The 18,054-nt window shown below is 61.9% G+C and carries 17 protein-coding genes; 10 read left to right on the top strand and 7 right to left on the bottom strand.

The features are described from left to right. The 9 genes from proB to QN224_RS19195 all read left to right on the top strand — a co-directional run bounded on the left by proB (position 1) and on the right by QN224_RS19195 (position 9,443). Complete coding sequence (gene proB, locus QN224_RS19235; RefSeq protein ID WP_283977964.1) at positions 1-1,182, top strand: glutamate 5-kinase; 1,182 nt, start codon at positions 1-3, stop codon at positions 1,180-1,182. Beyond that, positions 1,175-2,458, top strand: coding sequence for a glutamate-5-semialdehyde dehydrogenase (locus QN224_RS19230; RefSeq protein WP_283977963.1), 1,284 nt, complete (start codon positions 1,175-1,177; stop codon positions 2,456-2,458). Before proB ends, QN224_RS19230 begins: the two co-directional genes overlap by 8 nt. Before the next feature lie 58 nt (positions 2,459-2,516). Further along, positions 2,517-3,110, top strand: coding sequence for a nicotinate-nucleotide adenylyltransferase (locus QN224_RS19225; RefSeq protein WP_269284426.1), 594 nt, complete (start codon positions 2,517-2,519; stop codon positions 3,108-3,110). A gap of 193 nt (positions 3,111-3,303) precedes the next feature. Beyond that, entirely contained in the window at positions 3,304-3,717 is a 414-nt protein-coding gene (rsfS, locus tag QN224_RS19220) for a ribosome silencing factor (RefSeq protein ID WP_173510118.1), read from the top strand. Positions 3,718-3,878: 161 nt separating this feature from the next. Then, positions 3,879-4,361 carry a 23S rRNA (pseudouridine(1915)-N(3))-methyltransferase RlmH gene (gene rlmH / locus QN224_RS19215; protein WP_283977962.1) on the top strand — a complete coding sequence of 161 codons (483 nt, stop codon included), beginning with the start codon at positions 3,879-3,881 and terminating at the stop codon, positions 4,359-4,361. Between the two features lie 123 nt (positions 4,362-4,484). Beyond that, positions 4,485-5,918 (top strand): murein hydrolase activator EnvC, encoded by a 1,434-nt coding sequence (locus QN224_RS19210; protein WP_283977961.1) that lies wholly within the window; start codon positions 4,485-4,487, stop codon positions 5,916-5,918. After that, on the top strand, positions 5,908-7,230 hold the full coding sequence (locus QN224_RS19205; protein ID WP_173508764.1) for a S41 family peptidase: 1,323 nt from the start codon (positions 5,908-5,910) through the stop codon (positions 7,228-7,230). Before QN224_RS19210 ends, QN224_RS19205 begins: the two co-directional genes overlap by 11 nt. A gap of 248 nt (positions 7,231-7,478) precedes the next feature. Next, positions 7,479-8,696, top strand: coding sequence for a divergent polysaccharide deacetylase family protein (locus QN224_RS19200; protein ID WP_283977960.1), 1,218 nt, complete (start codon positions 7,479-7,481; stop codon positions 8,694-8,696). A 219-nt stretch (positions 8,697-8,915) separates the two neighbouring features. Beyond that, positions 8,916-9,443 carry an RNA pyrophosphohydrolase gene (locus QN224_RS19195; protein ID WP_173508762.1) on the top strand — a complete coding sequence of 176 codons (528 nt, stop codon included), beginning with the start codon at positions 8,916-8,918 and terminating at the stop codon, positions 9,441-9,443. Positions 9,444-9,606: 163 nt separating this feature from the next. Here the strand turns inward: QN224_RS19195 and bfr are convergent, their stop codons facing one another. The 5 genes from bfr to QN224_RS19170 all read right to left on the bottom strand — a co-directional run bounded on the left by bfr (position 9,607) and on the right by QN224_RS19170 (position 16,418). After that, on the bottom strand, positions 9,607-10,092 hold the full coding sequence (gene bfr, locus QN224_RS19190) for a bacterioferritin (RefSeq protein WP_283977959.1): 486 nt from the start codon (positions 10,090-10,092) through the stop codon (positions 9,607-9,609). Continuing rightward, a complete protein-coding gene (locus QN224_RS19185; RefSeq protein WP_173510117.1) occupies positions 10,058-10,369 on the bottom strand; it encodes a (2Fe-2S)-binding protein in 312 nt (103 codons plus the stop codon). The genes bfr and QN224_RS19185 overlap by 35 nt, the downstream gene beginning before the upstream one ends. 289 nt (positions 10,370-10,658) lie before the next feature. Beyond that, on the bottom strand, positions 10,659-14,012 hold the full coding sequence (locus QN224_RS19180; RefSeq protein ID WP_283977958.1) for an error-prone DNA polymerase: 3,354 nt from the start codon (positions 14,010-14,012) through the stop codon (positions 10,659-10,661). Further along, complete coding sequence (locus QN224_RS19175; RefSeq protein ID WP_283977957.1) at positions 14,009-15,514, bottom strand: DUF6504 family protein; 1,506 nt, start codon at positions 15,512-15,514, stop codon at positions 14,009-14,011. Before QN224_RS19175 ends, QN224_RS19180 begins: the two co-directional genes overlap by 4 nt. Further along, positions 15,465-16,418 (bottom strand): hypothetical protein, encoded by a 954-nt coding sequence (locus tag QN224_RS19170; protein ID WP_283977956.1) that lies wholly within the window; start codon positions 16,416-16,418, stop codon positions 15,465-15,467. The genes QN224_RS19175 and QN224_RS19170 overlap by 50 nt, the downstream gene beginning before the upstream one ends. A 167-nt stretch (positions 16,419-16,585) precedes the next feature. Between QN224_RS19170 and QN224_RS19165 the strand changes: the two genes are divergently transcribed. Next, positions 16,586-17,020: a metallopeptidase family protein gene (locus QN224_RS19165; protein ID WP_173508758.1), complete on the top strand. Its 435-nt coding sequence runs from the start codon at positions 16,586-16,588 to the stop codon at positions 17,018-17,020. Positions 17,021-17,134: 114 nt separating this feature from the next. Here QN224_RS19165 and QN224_RS19160 read toward each other — a convergent pair whose 3' ends face one another. Together QN224_RS19160 and QN224_RS19155 are read right to left on the bottom strand one after the other, a co-directional pair. Then, the gene (locus QN224_RS19160; RefSeq protein WP_283977955.1) at positions 17,135-17,323 is read right to left on the bottom strand and encodes a Trm112 family protein; all 189 of its coding nucleotides are present in this window, start codon (positions 17,321-17,323) and stop codon (positions 17,135-17,137) included. Positions 17,324-17,333: 10 nt separating this feature from the next. Then, complete coding sequence (locus tag QN224_RS19155; RefSeq protein ID WP_173508757.1) at positions 17,334-18,014, bottom strand: LON peptidase substrate-binding domain-containing protein; 681 nt, start codon at positions 18,012-18,014, stop codon at positions 17,334-17,336. Positions 18,015-18,054 lie beyond the last annotated feature (40 nt).

Raw genomic sequence — 18,054 nt, 5'->3', positions numbered from 1 at the left:
ATGACAAAGACCCGCAAGCCGCTGCAAAAATACCGCCGGGTCGTCATCAAGATCGGGTCGGCGCTGCTGGTCGATCGCAAATCCGGGCTGAAAAAGGCTTGGCTCGACGCCATGTGCGCCGACATTGCCGGACTGAAGGCGAAGGGCGTGGAGGTGCTCGTCGTCTCTTCCGGTGCCATTGCGCTCGGGCGAACGGTGCTGGACCTTCCGGCGGGCGCGTTGAAGCTCGAGGAAAGCCAGGCCGCCGCCGCCGTCGGCCAGATCGCATTGGCGCGCGCCTGGTCGGAAAGCCTCTCGACCGATCAGATCATCGCAGGACAGATCCTGCTGACGCTCGGTGACACGGAAGAGCGCCGCCGCTACCTCAATGCCCGAGCGACGATCAGCCAGTTGCTGAAGCTCGGTGCCGTGCCGATCATCAACGAAAACGACACGGTTGCGACCACCGAAATCCGTTATGGCGACAACGACCGGCTTGCCGCCCGGGTGGCGACGATGGTCGGCGCCGATCTGCTCGTGCTGCTCTCCGATATCGACGGCCTTTACACCGCCCCGCCGCATCTCGACCCCAACGCACGCTTCCTCGACACGATCGCTGAGATCACACCCGAGATCGAGGCGATGGCCGGGGGTGCGGCTTCCGAGCTTTCGCGCGGCGGCATGCGTACCAAGATCGACGCCGGCAAGATCGCAACGACGGCTGGTTGTGCGATGATCATCGCCTCGGGCAAGCCGGAGCATCCGCTGAACGCGATCGAGTCCGGCGCCCGTTCCTCCTGGTTCGCGCCGGCCGGCTCGCCGGTCACGGCGCGCAAGACCTGGATTGCCGGGCAGCTGCTGCCGGCCGGCTCGCTTGCAATCGACGCCGGCGCCGAAACTGCCTTGCGCTCCGGCAAGAGCCTGCTGCCGGCCGGTGTCCGGCAGGTGACGGGCAGCTTCAGCCGTGGCGACACGATTGCGATCCTCGGCATGTCCGGCCGCGAAATCGCTCGCGGCCTCGCCGGCTACGATGCCGACGAGGCGCGCCAGATCGCCGGCAAGAGGTCGGCCGAGATCGCCGCGATCCTCGGCTATCCCGGCCGCACCGCGATGGTGCACCGCGACGATCTGGTGATGACGGGTCCCGCCGGGGCGCGGCTGGATGATGGAAACGACGAGAGGAAAGGCGAGGTTCATGCCTGACGCGGCAAAGAACGGCGAGGACGTCAACAGCGTCATGCTGGAAATCGGCCGCCGGGCCAAGGCGGCAAGCCGCCCGCTCGCCATTGCCAGCGCCGAGCGCAAGCACGCGGCGCTGATTGCCATGGCGGACGCCATCGTCGCCAGGACCGACGAAATCCTCGCGGCCAATGCGGTCGATCTTGAAAACGCCCGGGAAACCGGCGTCGCCAAGGCCTTCATCGATCGTCTCACACTCAACCGGGACCGCATCCGCGACATGGCCGATGGCATCCGCGCCATCGCCGCGTTCAAGGATCCGATCGGCGACGTGATCGCCGAATGGGATCGCCCGAACGGGCTGCATATCGAACGCGTGCGCACGCCGCTCGGCGTGATCGGCGTGATCTACGAAAGCCGGCCCAACGTCACGGCCGACGCCGGCGCGCTCTGCCTCAAGGCCGGCAATGCGGTGATCCTGCGCGGCGGCTCCGACAGTTTTCATTCGTCGCGGACGATCCATGGCTGCCTGGTCGAGGGGCTGAAGGCCGCGGGCCTTCCGGAACATGCGATCCAGATGGTGCCGGTCGCCGACCGCGCCGCCGTCGGCGCCATGTTGTCCGGGCTCAACGGCGCGATCGACGTCATCGTGCCGCGCGGAGGAAAAAGCCTCGTCGCCCGAGTCCAGAACGAGGCGCGGGTCCCGGTCTTCGCGCATCTCGAAGGCCTCTGCCACATCTACGTCGATGCCTCGGCCGATCTCGACATGGCGAAGAAGATCGTCGTCAACGCCAAGATGCGCCGCACCGGCATCTGCGGCGCTGCCGAAACGCTGCTGATCGACCGCTACGCCGCAGATCGCTTTGCGAAGCCGCTGCTGCAAGCGCTCGTTGGAGCCGGCTGCGAAGTCAGGGTCTCGAAAGAGCTGGAACAGCTGCTGCCGGGTCTGAAGCCCGCGACCGACGCGGATTGGGCGACCGAATACCTCGACGCGATCATTTCGGCGAAGCTGGTCGACGGCATTTCCGGCGCCATCGACCATATCAACACCTGGTCATCGGCCCATACCGAAGCGATCATCGCGCAAGATCCGGCCGCGGTGGAACGCTTCTTCTCGGAGATCGATTCCGCCATCCTCCTGCACAATGCCTCGACGCAGTTTGCCGACGGCAGCGAGTTCGGCATGGGCGGCGAGATCGGAATCGCCACCGGCAAGATGCATGCGCGCGGTCCCGTCGGCGTCGAACAGCTGACCTCGTTCAAATACCGCGTGCGCGGCACGGGACAGGTGCGGTCCTGACGTGATCCACCCTCAAGTGAACGCGCGCTACCTGCGCATGCCGCATGTCGAAAGCGGGATGAAGGTCGGCCTCTTCGGCGGGTCGTTCAACCCGCCTCATGAAGGCCACGCCCTTGTCGCCGATACGGCGCTGCGCAAGCTCGGTCTCGACCAGCTCTGGTGGATCGTGACGCCCGGCAATCCGTTGAAGAACCACAACGATCTCGCGCCGCTGGCTGAACGCATCGCGCTTAGCGAGAAAATCGCTCCCAATCCGCGCATCAAGGTTACGGCTTTCGAGCAGGCGCTCGGCCAGAGCTATACGGCGCGCACGCTCGAAATCGTGCGCGCACGCAATCGCGACGTGCGCTTCGTCTGGGTCATGGGCGCGGACAACCTCAAGAATTTCCACCGCTGGCAGAACTGGCGCAAGATCGTCTCGACCTTTCCGATCGCGGTTGTCGACCGGCCGGGCTCGACGCTGGCCTATCTTTCCTCGCGCATGGCCCGGACTTTCGATTATGCCCGCATCGACGAGGACGATGCCCTGTCGCTCGCCTTCCACGCCGCACCCGCCTGGACATTCATTCATGGGCCGCGCTCGCCGCTCAGTTCCACGGCGCTTCGCTCGACAGCGCCGCGCGTCTCATCAGACGCGCAAAGGTCGCTGTAGCGCCTTGAGTTGCTGCTGCTTCCTTAATCGGCTTCGATTTAGGGCAACAGGCAGTGGTGAAATCAGCGTGAATTCCGATGATTCATTTCTCGCGTCTTGAAACCCACATGGTTTGGTGCCTACATTTACGGACGGTTCGATCCTGATCATCGAATCGGAAGTGCCTGTTCTGTTCTTTTAGAAAGGAAAAACCCTGACAACAGTACACGCCAAGGGTTATGCGGCAACCGCATACCCGCGCAGCACGGGATCAAGCGACGAAGCCGCTATCCGTGCGCTTAACCTGGTCCTCGAAAGCCTAGAGGACTCGAAAGCAGAAAATATCGTCACCATCAACATTGCCGGAAAATCGGCGCTGGGAGACTTCATGGTCGTTGTCTCCGGGCGATCGAACAGGCATGTGATGGCGATTGCCGACCACCTGATCACGGACCTGAAGGACGAAGGGTTTGGCAATTCCCGCGTCGAAGGTCTTGAAGGTGGCGACTGGGTGCTGATCGACACCGGCGATGTGATCGTTCACATTTTCCGGCCGGAAATCCGGGAGTTCTACAACATCGAAAAGATGTGGGCTGCCCCGGAAATCGAGGACGGTACCCTGCACTGAGACGCGCCGCCCGAGCCTGACCCGTCACCTCAGGGCGGAGCGGCAGCGCCGGTGTCGAATGAAAATGCGGCTGTCATCGCCCGACGGGCCTGATGGCGGCGAGAGTGGTTTTGCCAGTCGGATCGCAGGATCGATCTGGCACCGGTGGGGATGATCGGGTCGTGCGTATCGGGCTCTTCGCAGTCGGCCGTCTCAAGACGGGCCCGGAAAAGGACCTCGCGGGCCGTTATCTCGACCGCTTCGCCAAGGCGGGGCCGGCGGTTGGCCTGGAGCTCGCCCGGGTCGTGGAAGTGGGCGAAAGCCGGGCCGCGAACGCGGAGACGCGCAAGCGCGAGGAAGCCGCTCAGCTCGAAAAGGTGCTCGCCGACGGCAGCCTGCTTGTACTGCTCGATGAACGCGGAAAGGTGATCGATTCGGAAGCTTTCGCTTCGCTGCTCGGCTCCTTCAGGGATAGCGGAAAACGCGATCTGACGATCGCGATCGGCGGCGCCGATGGCCTTGATCCGGCGCTCCATGCGCGCGCCGACGCAATCCTTTGCCTTGGCAAGATGACTTGGCCGCACCAGCTCGTGCGCATTCTCATCGCCGAACAGCTCTACCGCGCCGTCACGATCCTGTCGGGCCACCCCTATCACCGCGCTTGACTGAGTTCGCGTGAGCTGCCCGGCAGGTCCGCAGGCATGCGATAACATGATTATGTGTTGGTCGCTCCAGCCAAATCAGATTAGGGTTTCCGCACTTATTTTTGCAGGGAAGTATCGGGCCGGATGACGCGCCGAGAGAAACGAGCCGATTTGGGGTGGTCCGTGCGTGACGCACGGCGGATCGGACGCGGTGTCGTGGCATTGACCCTTCTGCTTGGCGTGATTGCGCCGGCCACTGCCCAGGATGCAGCTGTCGAGGCGCCTCCCGCCGAGACCTCGAAAGAACAGGGACCGCCGGACCCCGCCGCCGGTCTGGCGCTCCGGCGCGATAGCACGCGCAGCGAGCTCGAAGCGCTCTCGAGGACGATCACGCTGTCGCGCGAGCGGGCCGAAGCGCTCGAACAAACGATCGCCGAGATCGACAAGAGCAACGAGACGCTCCGGGCGGCAATCGTCGATTCAGCGAGCAAGCGGCAAGGGCTCGAGCAGCAGATTGCCGACGGCGAGAAAAAGCTTAATGACCTGCGCGTGAAAGAGGACGTGGTGCGGCTGTCTCTTCGCGCCCGGCGCGGCTTGCTTGCCGAAGTGCTTGCCGCCCTTCAGCGCATGGGGCGAAATCCGCCGCCGGCCATCCTGGTCACGCCGGAGGACGCGCTGGCCTCCGTTCGCAGTGCAATCCTCCTCGGCGCCGTTGTGCCGGAGATACGCGAACAGACCGATAGTCTCGTCGCCGACCTGAAGGCGCTTGCGGACATTCGCAGCGGCATTGGAAAGCAGCGAGAGGAACTGACGGCTGCAATGACGGCCAATGTCGAAGAAGAGCGCCGCATGTCGATGCTGGTGGCCGAAAAGGAAAAGTTGCGACAGCAGAATGCGAACGAACTTGCGGCCGAGCAGCGCAAGGCAGGCGAGCTGGCCTCGCAGGCGACCAACCTCGAGGGTTTGATCTCGTCGCTCGAGAACGAGATCTCCTCCGTACGCGAAGCCGCCGAGGCGGCCCGTGCGCAAGAAGAGGAACGCCGACGGATGAACGAGGCAGAACGGGAGGCCGCACGTGAACTCGCCCGCAGCGCGGTGCCCGACAAAAACCGCATTGCGCCCGCATACGTATTTTCGGAGTTGCGGGAAAGGCTTGCCTATCCCGTCGCGGGGACGCTCCTGCGGCAGTTTGGCGATGCCGACGGCACCGGGCATTCGCTGCAAGGCATCATGCTGGAAACCAATGCAGGCGCACTGGTGACCACGCCGGCGGACGGGTGGATCGTCTACGCCGGAAGTTTCCGCAGCTACGGGCAGATGATCATTCTTAATCCCGGCGATGGGTACCATATCGTTCTGTCGGGAATGGAAAACGTCAGTGTCCGGCCGGGACAGTTCGTCGTGGCAGGGGAGCCGCTGGCGACAATGGGTGCAAAAAGAGTGGCGAGTGCAGCGGCCTTGGCGCTGGAAACAGACAGGCCAACGCTTTACATTGAATTCCGGAAAGACGGAAAACCGGTTGATTCCCGACCGTGGTGGTCCGCAGCAGAGGTTGGAAAGGCGCGAAATGATACGTAGAGCTTCACTTGTTCTGGTCGGGGCGCTGATGGGTGCGACGGCGATGGGCGTCGTCTATTCGGCGACCATTCCGGCCGTGGCTGCCAATTCGTCGACGTACCGCGAACTGGCGATCTTCGGCGACGTTTTCGAGCGCGTGCGGGCGCAATATGTGACGCCCCCGCAGGACGACAAACTGATCGAGAATGCCATCAATGGCATGCTCTCCTCTCTCGATCCGCATTCGAGTTACATGAACTCGACGGACGCCGAGGATATGCGCACTCAGACGCGCGGTGAATTCGGCGGTCTCGGTATCGAAGTGACCATGGAAGACGATCTCGTCAAGGTGACGAGCCCGATCGACGATACGCCTGCTGCGCGCGCCGGCGTGCTTGCCGGCGACTTCATCTCGAAGATCGACGGTCAGGACGTTCGCGGTCTGAAGCTCGAGGAAGCGGTCGACAAGATGCGCGGCGCCGTCGGCACGCCGATCAAGCTGACCATTCTGCGCAAGGGCGCCGAAAAGCCGATCGAACTGACGATCGTGCGCGACGTGATCGCCGTTCGCGCGGTGAAATTCCGCACCGAAGGCGACGTTGGCTACCTGCGTGTCATCTCCTTCACCGAGAAGACCTTCGACGACCTGAAGAAGGGTATCGAGAAGATCAAGTCGGAAGTTCCGGCAGACAAGCTGAAAGGCTTCGTGCTCGACTTGCGCCTCAATCCGGGCGGGCTGCTCGACCAGGCGATCAATGTTTCGGACGCCTTCCTTGAGCGCGGCGAGGTCGTCTCGACCCGAGGCCGCAACCCCGACGAGACCCGTCGCTTCAATGCAACGCCGGGCGATCTCGCCGACGGCAAGCCGGTCATCGTGCTCGTCAACGGCGGTTCGGCATCAGCATCGGAAATCGTTGCCGGTGCCCTTCAGGATCTGAAGCGCGCCACCGTCCTCGGCACCCGCTCCTTCGGCAAGGGGTCGGTTCAGACGATCATTCCGCTCGGCGATGCCGGCGCGCTGCGTCTGACGACAGCGCTCTATTACACGCCTTCCGGCAAGTCGATCCAGGGCACTGGCATCACGCCGGACATCAAGGTCGAGCAGCCGTTGCCGCCGGAACTCCTGGGCAAGGTGGAAGCACAGGGCGAATCCGACCTGCGCGGCCATATCCCGGGGCAGAACGAGACGGATGAGGGCTCGGGCTCTGTCGCCTTCGTCCCGCCGGAAGCCAAGGACGATATTCAGCTCAACTACGCGCTCGATCTCCTGCGCGGCAAGAAGACGGATCCGACCTTCCCGGCCAATCCGGAGCAGGCCGAGCTCAAGAAGTAAGGCTGCTGCATGTTTCCTTAAATCAGAACCGATTTAAGGATAAGAACAAGCAGTGGCTCAGGGTGCTACAGCGACCTTTTGTGCGTCTGAAAAGACGCACAACGCTGCAGGAAATTCGTGAACATAGGCGCCGGGCTGTTCAACCCGGCGCCTTTATATTATGCAGCGGTAAAGCAGCGAGGATCCGATGATTCTTCGTGAGCGGCATTCTTCACAGGCAATTTCCTTCACGTCGACCGAGGCTCCGTTTGGGAACCGATCTCAATGCCCCACTTGGCCAGAACCGGAAGGTCAGGCCTGCGCGTCGGCGCGACTTTCGCAGCCTCCTCGGCTATTCATTCGTGAGCCTCTGTGCCGTCACCGTCGTCGGCCTTTCCGCATGGAGCGCCTTGTTTCCCGACGACCTCACCCGTGCGCCCGAGGCGCCGGAACTCGCCGCGAAAGGCGCGATCTCTGCCGGAGAGACATCCGCAACGGCCGGAACGACTGAGGCCGCGGGAAGACGGAAAAGCCCTCTTCGCCCGGACGCTGCGCTTTCCGGCGCTCACGTGGAAGAGATGCTGACCAATGATGGGGCGACGGTGACGAAGTACACGCCGAGATCGCGCGAGAGCGACGGCCCGGCATTTATCAATGTCGGACCCGTTCGCGGTCAGGATCCGCGCATGGCGGCGCTGCCGAACGAGGACCTGTTGGAGGATGGCCCGCAGGGCCGGCTGCCTGTCGTCGGTCCCGATGGGCTGAAACCGATGGATCAATACGCGCGCCCCTGGTCCGGCACACGCGGCACCCGCATCGCACTCGTCGTCGGCGGCCTCGGCCTCAGCCAGACCGGAACGCAGCGGGCGATCCAAGGTCTTCCGCCGGAGGTGACGCTCGGCCTCGCGGCCGCCGGCAACAGCCTGCAGCGCTGGATGCAGGACGCGCGACGCGACGGCCACGAGATCCTGCTGCAGATACCGATGGAGCCGTTCGACTATCCGGACAATGATCCGGGTCCGCGTGCACTGCGCGTTTCTCTCAGCGCCACGAAGAACCTCGCCGAACTGCACCGGAGCATGGGCCAGATTACCAACTACACCGGTATCATGAACTATCTCGGCGGACGTTTCCTTGCCGACGCCGACGCGCTTGAGCCGGTGATGCGCGACATCGGCAAGCGCGGACTGCTCTTTCTCGACGACGGTACGTCGGCGCAATCGCTCTCGGGGACACTCGCCGGCGCCTTCGACGTGCCCCACGGCTTTGCCGATCTCATCGTCGACAGCGAACTCAGCCGGAGCGCGATCCTGCGTAAGCTCGACGACCTCGAGCGCGTCGCAAGGCGCAACGGCACGGCGATCGGCGTCGCCTCCGCCTTCGAGGAAAGCGTGGCAGCGATCGCAGAATGGATGCAGGAAGCCGGCGGACGCGGCATCGAATTCGTCGGCGTTTCGGCGCTCGTCAACGATCCGCAACAAAATTGAGGTAAGCGGGGCGAAAGAGGCAGCGTTCCCGCTTGAGCGGTTGCTACTGCATGTCTCTTTGAATCGACTTCGATTCAAGGACAAAGACATGCAGCATTTCAGCTACAGCGACCTTTGCGCGTCTGATAAGACGCGCGGCGCTGTAGGCGCTGCGATCGCTATGGCCGTCGCATCGGGTATGCGGGCCGGTAAAGCCCCGGGGCGGAAAAGGAAGTCAGTATGAGCAAGGAAAAGAGCAAGGTGGTCAAGGCGGGAGACCTGCCCTACCGGCGCTGCGTCGGCGTCATGGTCCTGAACCGCGAAGGTCTCGTCTGGGCGGGCCACCGGATCGCCGTCGGCAATTCGGAATATGACGGCTCGCCGCAACGCTGGCAGATGCCCCAGGGCGGGATCGACGAGGGCGAGGATCCACTCAAGGCCGCTTACCGCGAGCTTTACGAGGAGACCGGCATTCACTCTGTCTCACTGCTTGCGGAGGCCCCAAACTGGATCAACTACGATCTGCCGCCGCAATTGATCGGGATCGGCCTTAAAGGCAGATATCGCGGGCAGACGCAGCGCTGGTATGCCTTCCGCTTTGAAGGCGACGAAAGCGAAATCGCCATCAATCCACCGCCCGGTGGCCACGATCCGGAATTCGATGCCTGGGAATGGAAGCCGATGCATGAATTGCCGCATTTGATCGTGCCCTTCAAACGCAAGGTGTATGAGGAAGTCGTTGCCGCCTTCTCCCATCTGGTGCGTTGAGGAATGGGCGATTTTCCGCCCGCGTTTCTCCGCTGATCCTGCTGCCGGAACCTTCTTTCCGCCTGCGGGCGGCGGCCAGGCGAGGCCCAGTTCGACCGGTAAAGAAAAGGCGCCGCGCGCCTTTGAAAGGCGCGCGGCGCTCGCGTCGGAGAAAGATCAACGCTTACTCGGCTTCGTTGGCGGGGGCGGCGTTGAGCTGCCCGTACTTCTCCTCGCCGATCGCGTCGAGCAGCTGAAGCTGCGACTCGAGGAAGTTGATATGGCCTTCCTCGTCTGCGAGCAGTTCCTCGAAGAGCTTCATCGAGACATAGTCGCCGGCCGCGTGACAGACATCGCGGGAATTCTTGTAGGCCTTGCGCGCATCATACTCGCCGGCGAGGTCGGCCTTCAGCACTTCCTTGACGTTCTGCCCGATCCGCAGCGGCGCGACCGTCTGCAGGTTTGGATGGCCCTCAAGGAAGATGATGCGGTCGATGAGCTTGTCGGCATGGTGCATTTCCTCGATGGATTCCTCACGCTCTTTTTTTGCAAGCAGCGTGTAACCCCAGTCTTCGAGGAGGCGGTAATGCAGCCAATACTGGTTGACGGCACCGAGTTCGAGAAAGAGCGCTTCGTTAAGCTGCTCGATGACCTTTTTGTCGCCTTTCAAGATCCGCCCTCCGGTTTTCCTCGTGGAATTGTTTTAGGCGGATCATGAAATCAAATATCTCGGCTTCCGTCGAGTCGCGACGGGCGTGATATTCCTCGGTGGTGCGGATGATGATGTCGACGACGTTCGGGAAGCAGCCGCAGCAACGGCCGCGCTTTTCCATCGCGTGATAGACTTTTGCCGGAACGATCAGCTGCCAACAGTCTTCGTCGAGGAGGCTGATGATCGTATCTTCGATCTCTTTTTCAGTGATGAAATTGCAGCTGCAAACCAGCATCTCGTCTTGCCTATCAAACGCAACGCCCTGATTTCTCGCATAAAGCAAAAGAGGATATTTGCCGTCAAGAAAAAACTCCTCCCCGTAAAGTTGAAGGGCATATTAGACTGGTTCTAAACTTGACAAGAATCATCGTATTTTCATTACATTAGCCGATTCTAAGGAGGCGATTTTTCTTCCAGAACTTGCAATTTCGGGCCAGCCGCCTGCGACATTTTTACACAGGAGTGATCGGTACGGCGCAAACCTGCCGGAAACCGAGAAGATACCGAGACGGCCTCGTCGAAGCTCAGTGAAAGTTGCGCCCTTTCGGCATGACATCGGCCACGTCGTTTGTCGCTTCCACGTGCTGATTTGGGCGGGCGGGCAAGGCCAGGCGCAATTGTTTAAGCGCTTTCTTTTCGCGGGCGTCGGCCGTCTGCCGCAAGGCCTCGTCCGTACGGTCGTTGGCTCCGAAACGCCGTGCTTCCTTGCGCAAGAGGCCGAGCATGGGCGTTATGTCCTCGACATGCTCCGCGACCACATGGATGACACCGCTTTCGTTCTGTAAGCGACCACGGACCTTCACAAGCCGCGAGCCCATGACCTGCGCCCGGTATTTCTCGAACATTCTTTCCCAGACGATGATGTTGGCGACGCCGGTCTCGTCCTCGATCGTCATGAAGATGACGCCCTTGGCAGAACCCGGACGCTGGCGAACGAGCACAAGGCCGGCGACAGTGACCCTTCGTCCTGTTGCGGTCTGAGCCAGATCGCGATTGGGAACTATGCCCATTCGCGAGAAATCGCCCCGCATGAAGGAAACAGGGTGAGCTTTCAGCGAAAGCGTCAGGTAGCGGTAGTCGTTGATGACATGCTCCCCGGGAAGCATGTCGGGCAGAGTGACCGCGGGTTCGGCCCGCAGATCCGCAGAACCCTCGCCATCGAAAAGCGGCAAGCGCTCGACCGCCGACGCCTCATCCAGGGCCTTCACGGCCCAGAGAGCTCCGCGCCGGTCGAGGCCGATGGAGCGGAAGGCGTCCGCATCCGCGAGGCGCTCCAGAACGGAGCGGGTAAGCCCGGAGCGTATCCAGAGATCGTGGATGGAGCGGTATCCCCTACCCCGGCGCGCAACGAGCGCATCCATATCCTTTTGCCTTAGCCCCTTGACCAGCCTGAAACCGAGCCGGACCGCCTTTTGCGTCTTGATCACATTCTTCATTTCGGCATGACGCGGATGGAGCGCCTTCCTGTCGAACGGGCCGCCACCCTCGAGCAGAGCGTCCCAGCTCGAGTGATTGATGTCGACCGGCAGCACCTTGACCCCGTGTTCGCGGGCATCGCGCACGAGCTGTGCGGGTGCATAGAAGCCCATCGGCTGCGAATTCAGGAGTGCCGCGCAGAAGATATCCGGATAATAGGCCTTGAACCAGGACGAGGCATAAACGAGGGAGGCGAAGGAGGCGGCATGGCTTTCGGGAAAGCCGTATTCGCCGAAGCCTTCGATCTGCTTGAAGCAGCGCTCGGCAAAATCCTTCTCGTAACCATTCCTGACCATGCCATCGATCATTTTCTGCTTGAACGTATGGATGGTGCCGGTCCGCTTGAAGGTCGCCATGGCGCGGCGCAGGAGATCGGCTTCACTGGGTGAAAAACCGGCGGCCGTGATCGCGATCTGCATCGCCTGCTCCTGAAACAAGGGCACGCCGAGCGTCCTTTCCAGGACCGCCTTCAATTCCGGTTTCGGATATTCGACCGGCTCCTGTCTTTCCCGCTGTGCCTCGCGTCGTTTCAGATAGGGATGCACCATGTTGCCCTGGATAGGGCCCGGGCGAACGATCGCGACCTCGATCACCAGATCATACATTTCGCGCGGCTGGAGGCGGGGCAGCATGCTCATCTGCGCGCGGCTTTCGATCTGGAAGACGCCGATCGTATCGGCCCGGCAGATCATGTCGTAAACGCGGTCCTGATGATCCTCGTAGATTTCGGCGAGCGTTTTCGGCTCTCCGTAATGCCCCTCCAGCAGCTTGAAGGCCTTGGCGAGGCAGGTCAGCATGCCGAGTGCCAACACGTCGACCTTGAGGATCTTCAGCTGGTCGAGATCGTCCTTGTCCCATTCGATCATGTAACGATCGGGCATGGCCGTGTTCATGATCGGCACCACCTCGTCGAGCCTGTCGCGGGTGATCACGAAGCCGCCGACATGCTGCGACAGGTGCCGCGGAAAGTTCATGAGCAGGCTGGCATAGCCAAGAACGCGCTTGGTGAGCGGCTCCGACGCATCGAGACCCGCACCCTTCGCCTGCTCCTCCGTGAAGGGCGAGGTTCCCCAGCCCCAGATCGAACTGACGAGAGCGGACTGGACATCCTCCGAAAGACCGAACGCCTTGGCGACTTCGCGCCCGGCGGAGCGCGACCTATAGCTGATGACCGCGGCAGTCAGACCGGCATGCTCCCTGCCGTAGGTTCTATAGATATATTGGATAACCTCTTCGCGACGCTCGTGCTCGAAGTCGACATCGATATCGGGCGGCTCGTCGCGATCGCGCGACAGGAACCGGTCGAACAGGAGCGTGAACTTCTGCGGGTCGACCTCGGTGATGCCGAGACAGAAACAGACCGACGAATTGGCCGCGGACCCCCGCCCCTGACAAAGAATTTTCTCGCTGCGGGCAAACTTCACAAGCTTATGGACGGTCAGAAAATAAGGCTCGTATTTCTTGTCGTTGATGAGTTCCAGCTCGTATTCGATCTGCCGCTTCACCTTTTCCGGCACGCCGGCGGGATAACGTTCTTCCGCGCCTTCGTCGACAAGCCGCCTCAAGGTTTGCGCCGGCGTCTCGCCTTTAGTGTTTTCGTCCGGATATTGATGGCTGAGTTCGTCGAGATTGAAGGCGAGTTGCTTGAAGAACTTGCGCGCATTGTCGATCGCCTCGGGATAATCGCTGAAGAGCCGGGCCATTTCCTTCGGTCCCTTCAGGTGCCTCTCGGCATTCTTCTGAAGAAGGAAGCCGGCGCTCTCGATCGTCACATGTTCCCGAATGGCGGTGACGACATCCGCCAGCGGCCTGTACTGCGGATCGTGATAGAGGGCGTCATTGGTGGCCAGAAGCCGGACACCGCTCTTCCGGGCGAGCGTGGCAAGAACGGCGAAATCATGCCGGTCGAAGCCGTCGTAACGCGGCGTCATTCCGAGATAGAGCCTGTTGCCCGCATGCTGCTGCAATTTCTCCAGGAGCGCTTCTATAGTTTCGGGCGCCGGCCGCCCCTCGCCTTGCATGACGATGAGCAAAAGATCCTCCTGCCACTCCAAAAGATCCGCGAGATAAAGCGTGCAGTCACCCTTCTTCGAGCGCAGGTTTCCGGTGCTGAGCAGGCGGCACAGATGCCCCCACCCCCTCCGGTTTCTCGGATAGGCAAGGATATCCGGCGTGCCGTCGGCAAAAACCAGGCGGGCGCCCGGCTGGAAAGGATAGCCCTCCACCTTTGCCTTGGCATGGGCCCGGACGACCCCCGCGACGCTGTTGCGATCGGCGATGCCGAGGCCGGCAAGCCCGACCTTCTTGGCGAAGACGATCATTTCCTCCGCCGGCGCGGCTCCTTCGAGAAAGGAGAAATTCGTGCGTGCGCCAAGCTCGTAGAAGACAGGATCCGCACTCATGCGAAAACTCCGTGCATGAACCAACGGGGCGAGGAGGTCTCCCGTCCGTAAAGGCCCTCGCGGAACAGCCAGAAACGGCGGCCTTCCTGATCCTCGACCCGGAAGTAATCGCGCGTGGGATGGTCCTCTCCATCGATCCACCATTCGGCGGCGATCCGCTCCGGCCCCTCGGCGCGGGCGACGCGATACTGGGTCTTGCGCCAGTTGAAGCTGCGCGGCGCGCCCTCAGGCACTTCGGCCGTCGCTTCGACAAGTTCAGGATGCGTGAAAATCCGGAGCGGGCGGTTTTCGGAACAGGCTCTTTCATCGACCGGTCGAGGTTCCATGATCGCCGCGACATCCGTCAAGGGAGCAAATCCGCCGGAGCGTTCCGGCAGATGGCTTTCGGCAAGGGTCGCAAACGTCAGGCAATCCGGCCCGAAGCGCGCACATAGCTTGTCGGCGAAGGCGGCCAGCGGCTGGCTTTCATCGGGAATTCCGGAAAAATCCTCTTGGGCAGGATCGAGCCTTTCGCTTCTAAGGACCGAAAGCCGGAGGATCTCGAAACCATATCCGGCATCAAGGTCATCATGAACCGCCTGCAATCGCTCGCGAAAGAGAGCCGCGATCCGATCGGCATCGTTCAAGGGGACGGCTGCATGCGCCTGAACGCGGAATACCCGGCCATCGACACGAATGAGGAGAAGCTCAAACAGCCGCCCGCCTTCGCCATGTCGCTCCAGGGAGAGGCGGACATCGTTGGAAAGATGGCGTGCCAGTTCAAGAATGTGCTCTTCTTCCTGAAGCGGCTCGGCAAGCCGACGTTCGGCGGAAAAACTCGGCACGGGGAGACGAGGTGAGAGAGGCTCGTCCTCGTGGCCTCTCGCCTGATCGAGCCGCAGGAGAAGAGAAGGGCCGAAGCGGCGGGCCAGAGGCGCGCGCGGCGCCTGAAGAAGATCACCGACTTGCTTCAGTCCGACGCGCTCGAGCAGGGCGGTGGTTTCCGGCGGCAGGCGCAGCGCGGCGACCGGCAAGGGCGCGAGGACCCTTTCGGCATCCTCGGGCCGGATGACGGCAGCATCGCCATAGCGGGCAACCGCCCAGGAAAGACCGGCAGAGGAGGAGATCACCGCCCGCGCCTCGATGCCGAGCAGGAAGAGGCGCGAAAGCACGTCGTCGACAAGCGCCTTCTCGCCACCGTGAAGATGGGCGCAGCCGGTGATGTCGAGGAACAAGCCATCCGTTCCATCGAGCGCGACCAGCGGCGTATAGCGATCGCACCAGTCGGCAAGCCCCTCCAGAAAGGCCCGATCCGCCGCCGGGTCATCAATGATCACGTCGAGCGACGGGCACATGGCGCGGGCCTCCGCCGCCCCCTGGCCCCGCTTCATACCCACCCGCTCGGCAAGCGTGTCGAGCGCGACGAGCCGCATGGCATTGTCGATCTTGGCGGCAAAAACGACGGGCGGATGATCAGGACGCCCGTGCGAAAGCCAGGAGGCGCCCCATCGAATCCGCGCCACTCGATCGGCCGACAGATGCGGAAAATGGATCGACAGAATTCGCTGGTTGCCCGTCTGCCGGAGGAGCGACGGACTGGTGCTGCTCGATGGGGTAGAAGCGGCGGTCATAGGCATTCCATTCCAGAAAGATATCAGCAGAAGCGTAAGCCCTGCTTTTTTCGACAAGGACGTGAAAGGCTGGATGGCCGATGCTGCCGCAAAGCATCGAACCGTCCGGAAGCGGTCGCTCGCCCGCAAATGCCGGTTTGATCTGAAGCCGGAAGAAGGCGCTGCTTGCCTCCTCCTCGCCCGCCTGCCGGAAGACGAGAAGAGGCACTCCGCCCGTCCTGGCCCTTACATGCAGGCGCCTGCTCTCGCTCAAGGCGAGACAGTCGGGATTGCCGCGGATTTCCAGAATGACGGCCGCAAAGACCGGCACCGAAAGAGCCGCTTCGGCAATCCAGAGCGCATCCTTGACCGTGCGTACCGAAACGAACAGGAAACGCTCGATGTCGAGCCCATAGGACTTGAGGCCCGGTGCGTATGGAAGCCCGGCCTCGCGAGAGGCAAGGGTCTGGCTGATCCACAGGATCGGCGCGAGATGCCCCTTCTCCTTCTTCATTCGCTGACAAAGCACCGCAAGCGCCGTCACGAAGCCGGCGGCAGCACCCGCATCGCGCGTTTCGGCATTGCGGATTTCCGTCATGCCTTCGAGCGGCAGTCCGCCGTCGAGCACGTCATCAAGCTCAGGGACGCCAAGGGGCAGGACCTTGTTGCGGGGCGCCTCCCCCCTCTTGCGGCGGAAACCGGCAGGATCGGCCGCCTTGGCTGCACGCACGATTCCCGGCAGCCGGCGGTTTTCAATCTGCGCTATGGTTTCGCGGAGGGAAAGAACGGTTTCCCGCTGCACGGCTTTCTCGGCCATGACGGTCGGCTCCACCAGATGTTCATGTTATGTTCTTATGGATTCCAGAGCCTGTCGCAAGAGTCAACAACCAAGTTTGAGAATTTATTCCTGATCCCTGCCTGAACCGAATTCAACACTCGAAAAACAAAGGCGAAATCGTTATATGAGGGCAACAAGGAGTGCCCATGGCCCGCATTGACCAAACCGATGATTGGCGGGAACGCCACGCACCGACGCTTAGCACATTCGAACTGCTTGCGCTTGAAGCTTATAGCCATCTGCCGGAGGAATTCCGCAAGCTGACGACCGACCTCGTTATCGAAGTCGCCGATTTTCCGAGCGACGACGTCTTCGAAGACATGGCGCTTGAAACGCCTTTCGACCTGCTTGGGCTGTTCGAAGGCCGCGGAATCGGCGAACGCTTCACTATGGAGACCGGCCAGTTTCCGAACCGGATCACGCTCTATCGCCGTCCGATTCTCGACTATTGGGCGGAAAACGAGGAAACGCTGGGCGACATCATCACCCATGTGCTGATCCACGAGATCGGCCACCATTTCGGCCTTTCCGACGACGACATGGAGCGGATCGAGGCAAGCGTGGAACACGTGGGCGGTTAGAGCCAACGGTTTTCTGCTGCCCATCATCCGGCCTGCCGACCACCTTCTCCCCGCATGCGGGGAGAAGGTGCTGATGGAGCATTATAGCTTGATCCGCCTGTTGCCTTAAGCACGCTAATCTTCGAGCTTGCGTGCCTCCGACACGAGCATAATCGGAACCCCGTCGCGTATCGGATAAGCGAGGCGCGCCTTTTCGGAAATCAGCTCCTGCGCTTCGGCGTGATAGCTCAGCCGCCCCTTCGTCAGCGGGCAGACGAGCAGTTCGAGGAGTTTCGGATCGACCTTGCTGGCATTGATATCCATGCTTTGCCACTTACTGCAGGATGTTGTCGAGGTCGCCGAAATTGCGGGCAAGCACGATCTCGGTGATCGCGATCAGCGTTTCGGCGCGCGTCTTGAGGTCGGGGGCTTCGAGCAGCGCCTGCTTTTCCGCCGGGCCGTAGGGCGACATCATCGCCATGGAATTGACGAGCGTGCGGTTGCTCGCCCGTTCCACGCTTTCCCAATCCGCTTCCAGCTTGTTGGCATCGAGATAGGCCCTGAAGGCGGCAAGCAGCGCCTCGCGGTCGACAAGGCTCTCGTCGTCCGGGTTTTCGAGGTCGGTTGCGAAGGGACCGATGCGGAAGCGGCGGTAGCCGCGACAACCGGCGACCTCGGCGAAGAGCCGATAGCGGCAGACGCCGGTGAGCGATGTGATGTAGCGCCCGTCGCCCGTTTCCGCGAAGGACGTGATCCGCCCGATGCAGCCGACCTGACAGAGCGCCGGCACGGGCGACGAGTCGATATCGTTCCGCCCCTCGGAGAAGGAAGGCTGGACAATGCCGATCAGGCGATTGCCGGCGAGCGCGTCATCGAACATCGCAAGATAGCGCGGTTCGAAAATATTGAGTGGGAGCTGCGCGCCAGGAAGCAGGAGGGCGCCCGTCAGCGGAAATACCGGAATAATCTCCGGCAAGTCCTTAGGACCGAGATAGCGCGCATTTCCGACATGCATTCCGTTGGACCTTGCAGATACCGGCTTGCCGCGCCAGGCG

The organism is Sinorhizobium sp. 7-81 (genome assembly GCF_030124405.1).
Classification (GTDB): Bacteria; Pseudomonadota; Alphaproteobacteria; order Rhizobiales; family Rhizobiaceae; genus Sinorhizobium; species Sinorhizobium psoraleae.
This window is presented reverse-complemented; position numbering and strand designations above follow the sequence as displayed.

Bases quoted from the DNA above. Each gene is read 5' to 3' on its own strand.
- QN224_RS19210 (WP_283977961.1), top strand. From the start codon at position 4,485: ATGACGCGCCGAGAGAAACGAGCCGATTTGGGGTGGTCCGTGCGTGAC.
- QN224_RS19230 (WP_283977963.1), top strand. From the start codon at position 1,175: ATGCCTGACGCGGCAAAGAACGGCGAGGACGTCAACAGCGTCATGCTG.
- QN224_RS19225 (WP_269284426.1), top strand. From the start codon at position 2,517: ATGAAGGTCGGCCTCTTCGGCGGGTCGTTCAACCCGCCTCATGAAGGC.
- proB (WP_283977964.1), top strand. From the start codon at position 1: ATGACAAAGACCCGCAAGCCGCTGCAAAAATACCGCCGGGTCGTCATC.
- QN224_RS19195 (WP_173508762.1), top strand. From the start codon at position 8,916: ATGAGCAAGGAAAAGAGCAAGGTGGTCAAGGCGGGAGACCTGCCCTAC.
- QN224_RS19165 (WP_173508758.1), top strand. From the start codon at position 16,586: ATGGCCCGCATTGACCAAACCGATGATTGGCGGGAACGCCACGCACCG.
- QN224_RS19180 (WP_283977958.1), bottom strand. From the start codon at position 14,012: ATGAGTGCGGATCCTGTCTTCTACGAGCTTGGCGCACGCACGAATTTC.
- QN224_RS19155 (WP_173508757.1), bottom strand. From the start codon at position 18,014: ATGCATGTCGGAAATGCGCGCTATCTCGGTCCTAAGGACTTGCCGGAG.
- QN224_RS19205 (WP_173508764.1), top strand. From the start codon at position 5,908: ATGATACGTAGAGCTTCACTTGTTCTGGTCGGGGCGCTGATGGGTGCG.
- QN224_RS19170 (WP_283977956.1), bottom strand. From the start codon at position 16,418: ATGGCCGAGAAAGCCGTGCAGCGGGAAACCGTTCTTTCCCTCCGCGAA.
- QN224_RS19160 (WP_283977955.1), bottom strand. From the start codon at position 17,323: ATGGATATCAATGCCAGCAAGGTCGATCCGAAACTCCTCGAACTGCTC.
- QN224_RS19185 (WP_173510117.1), bottom strand. From the start codon at position 10,369: ATGCTGGTTTGCAGCTGCAATTTCATCACTGAAAAAGAGATCGAAGAT.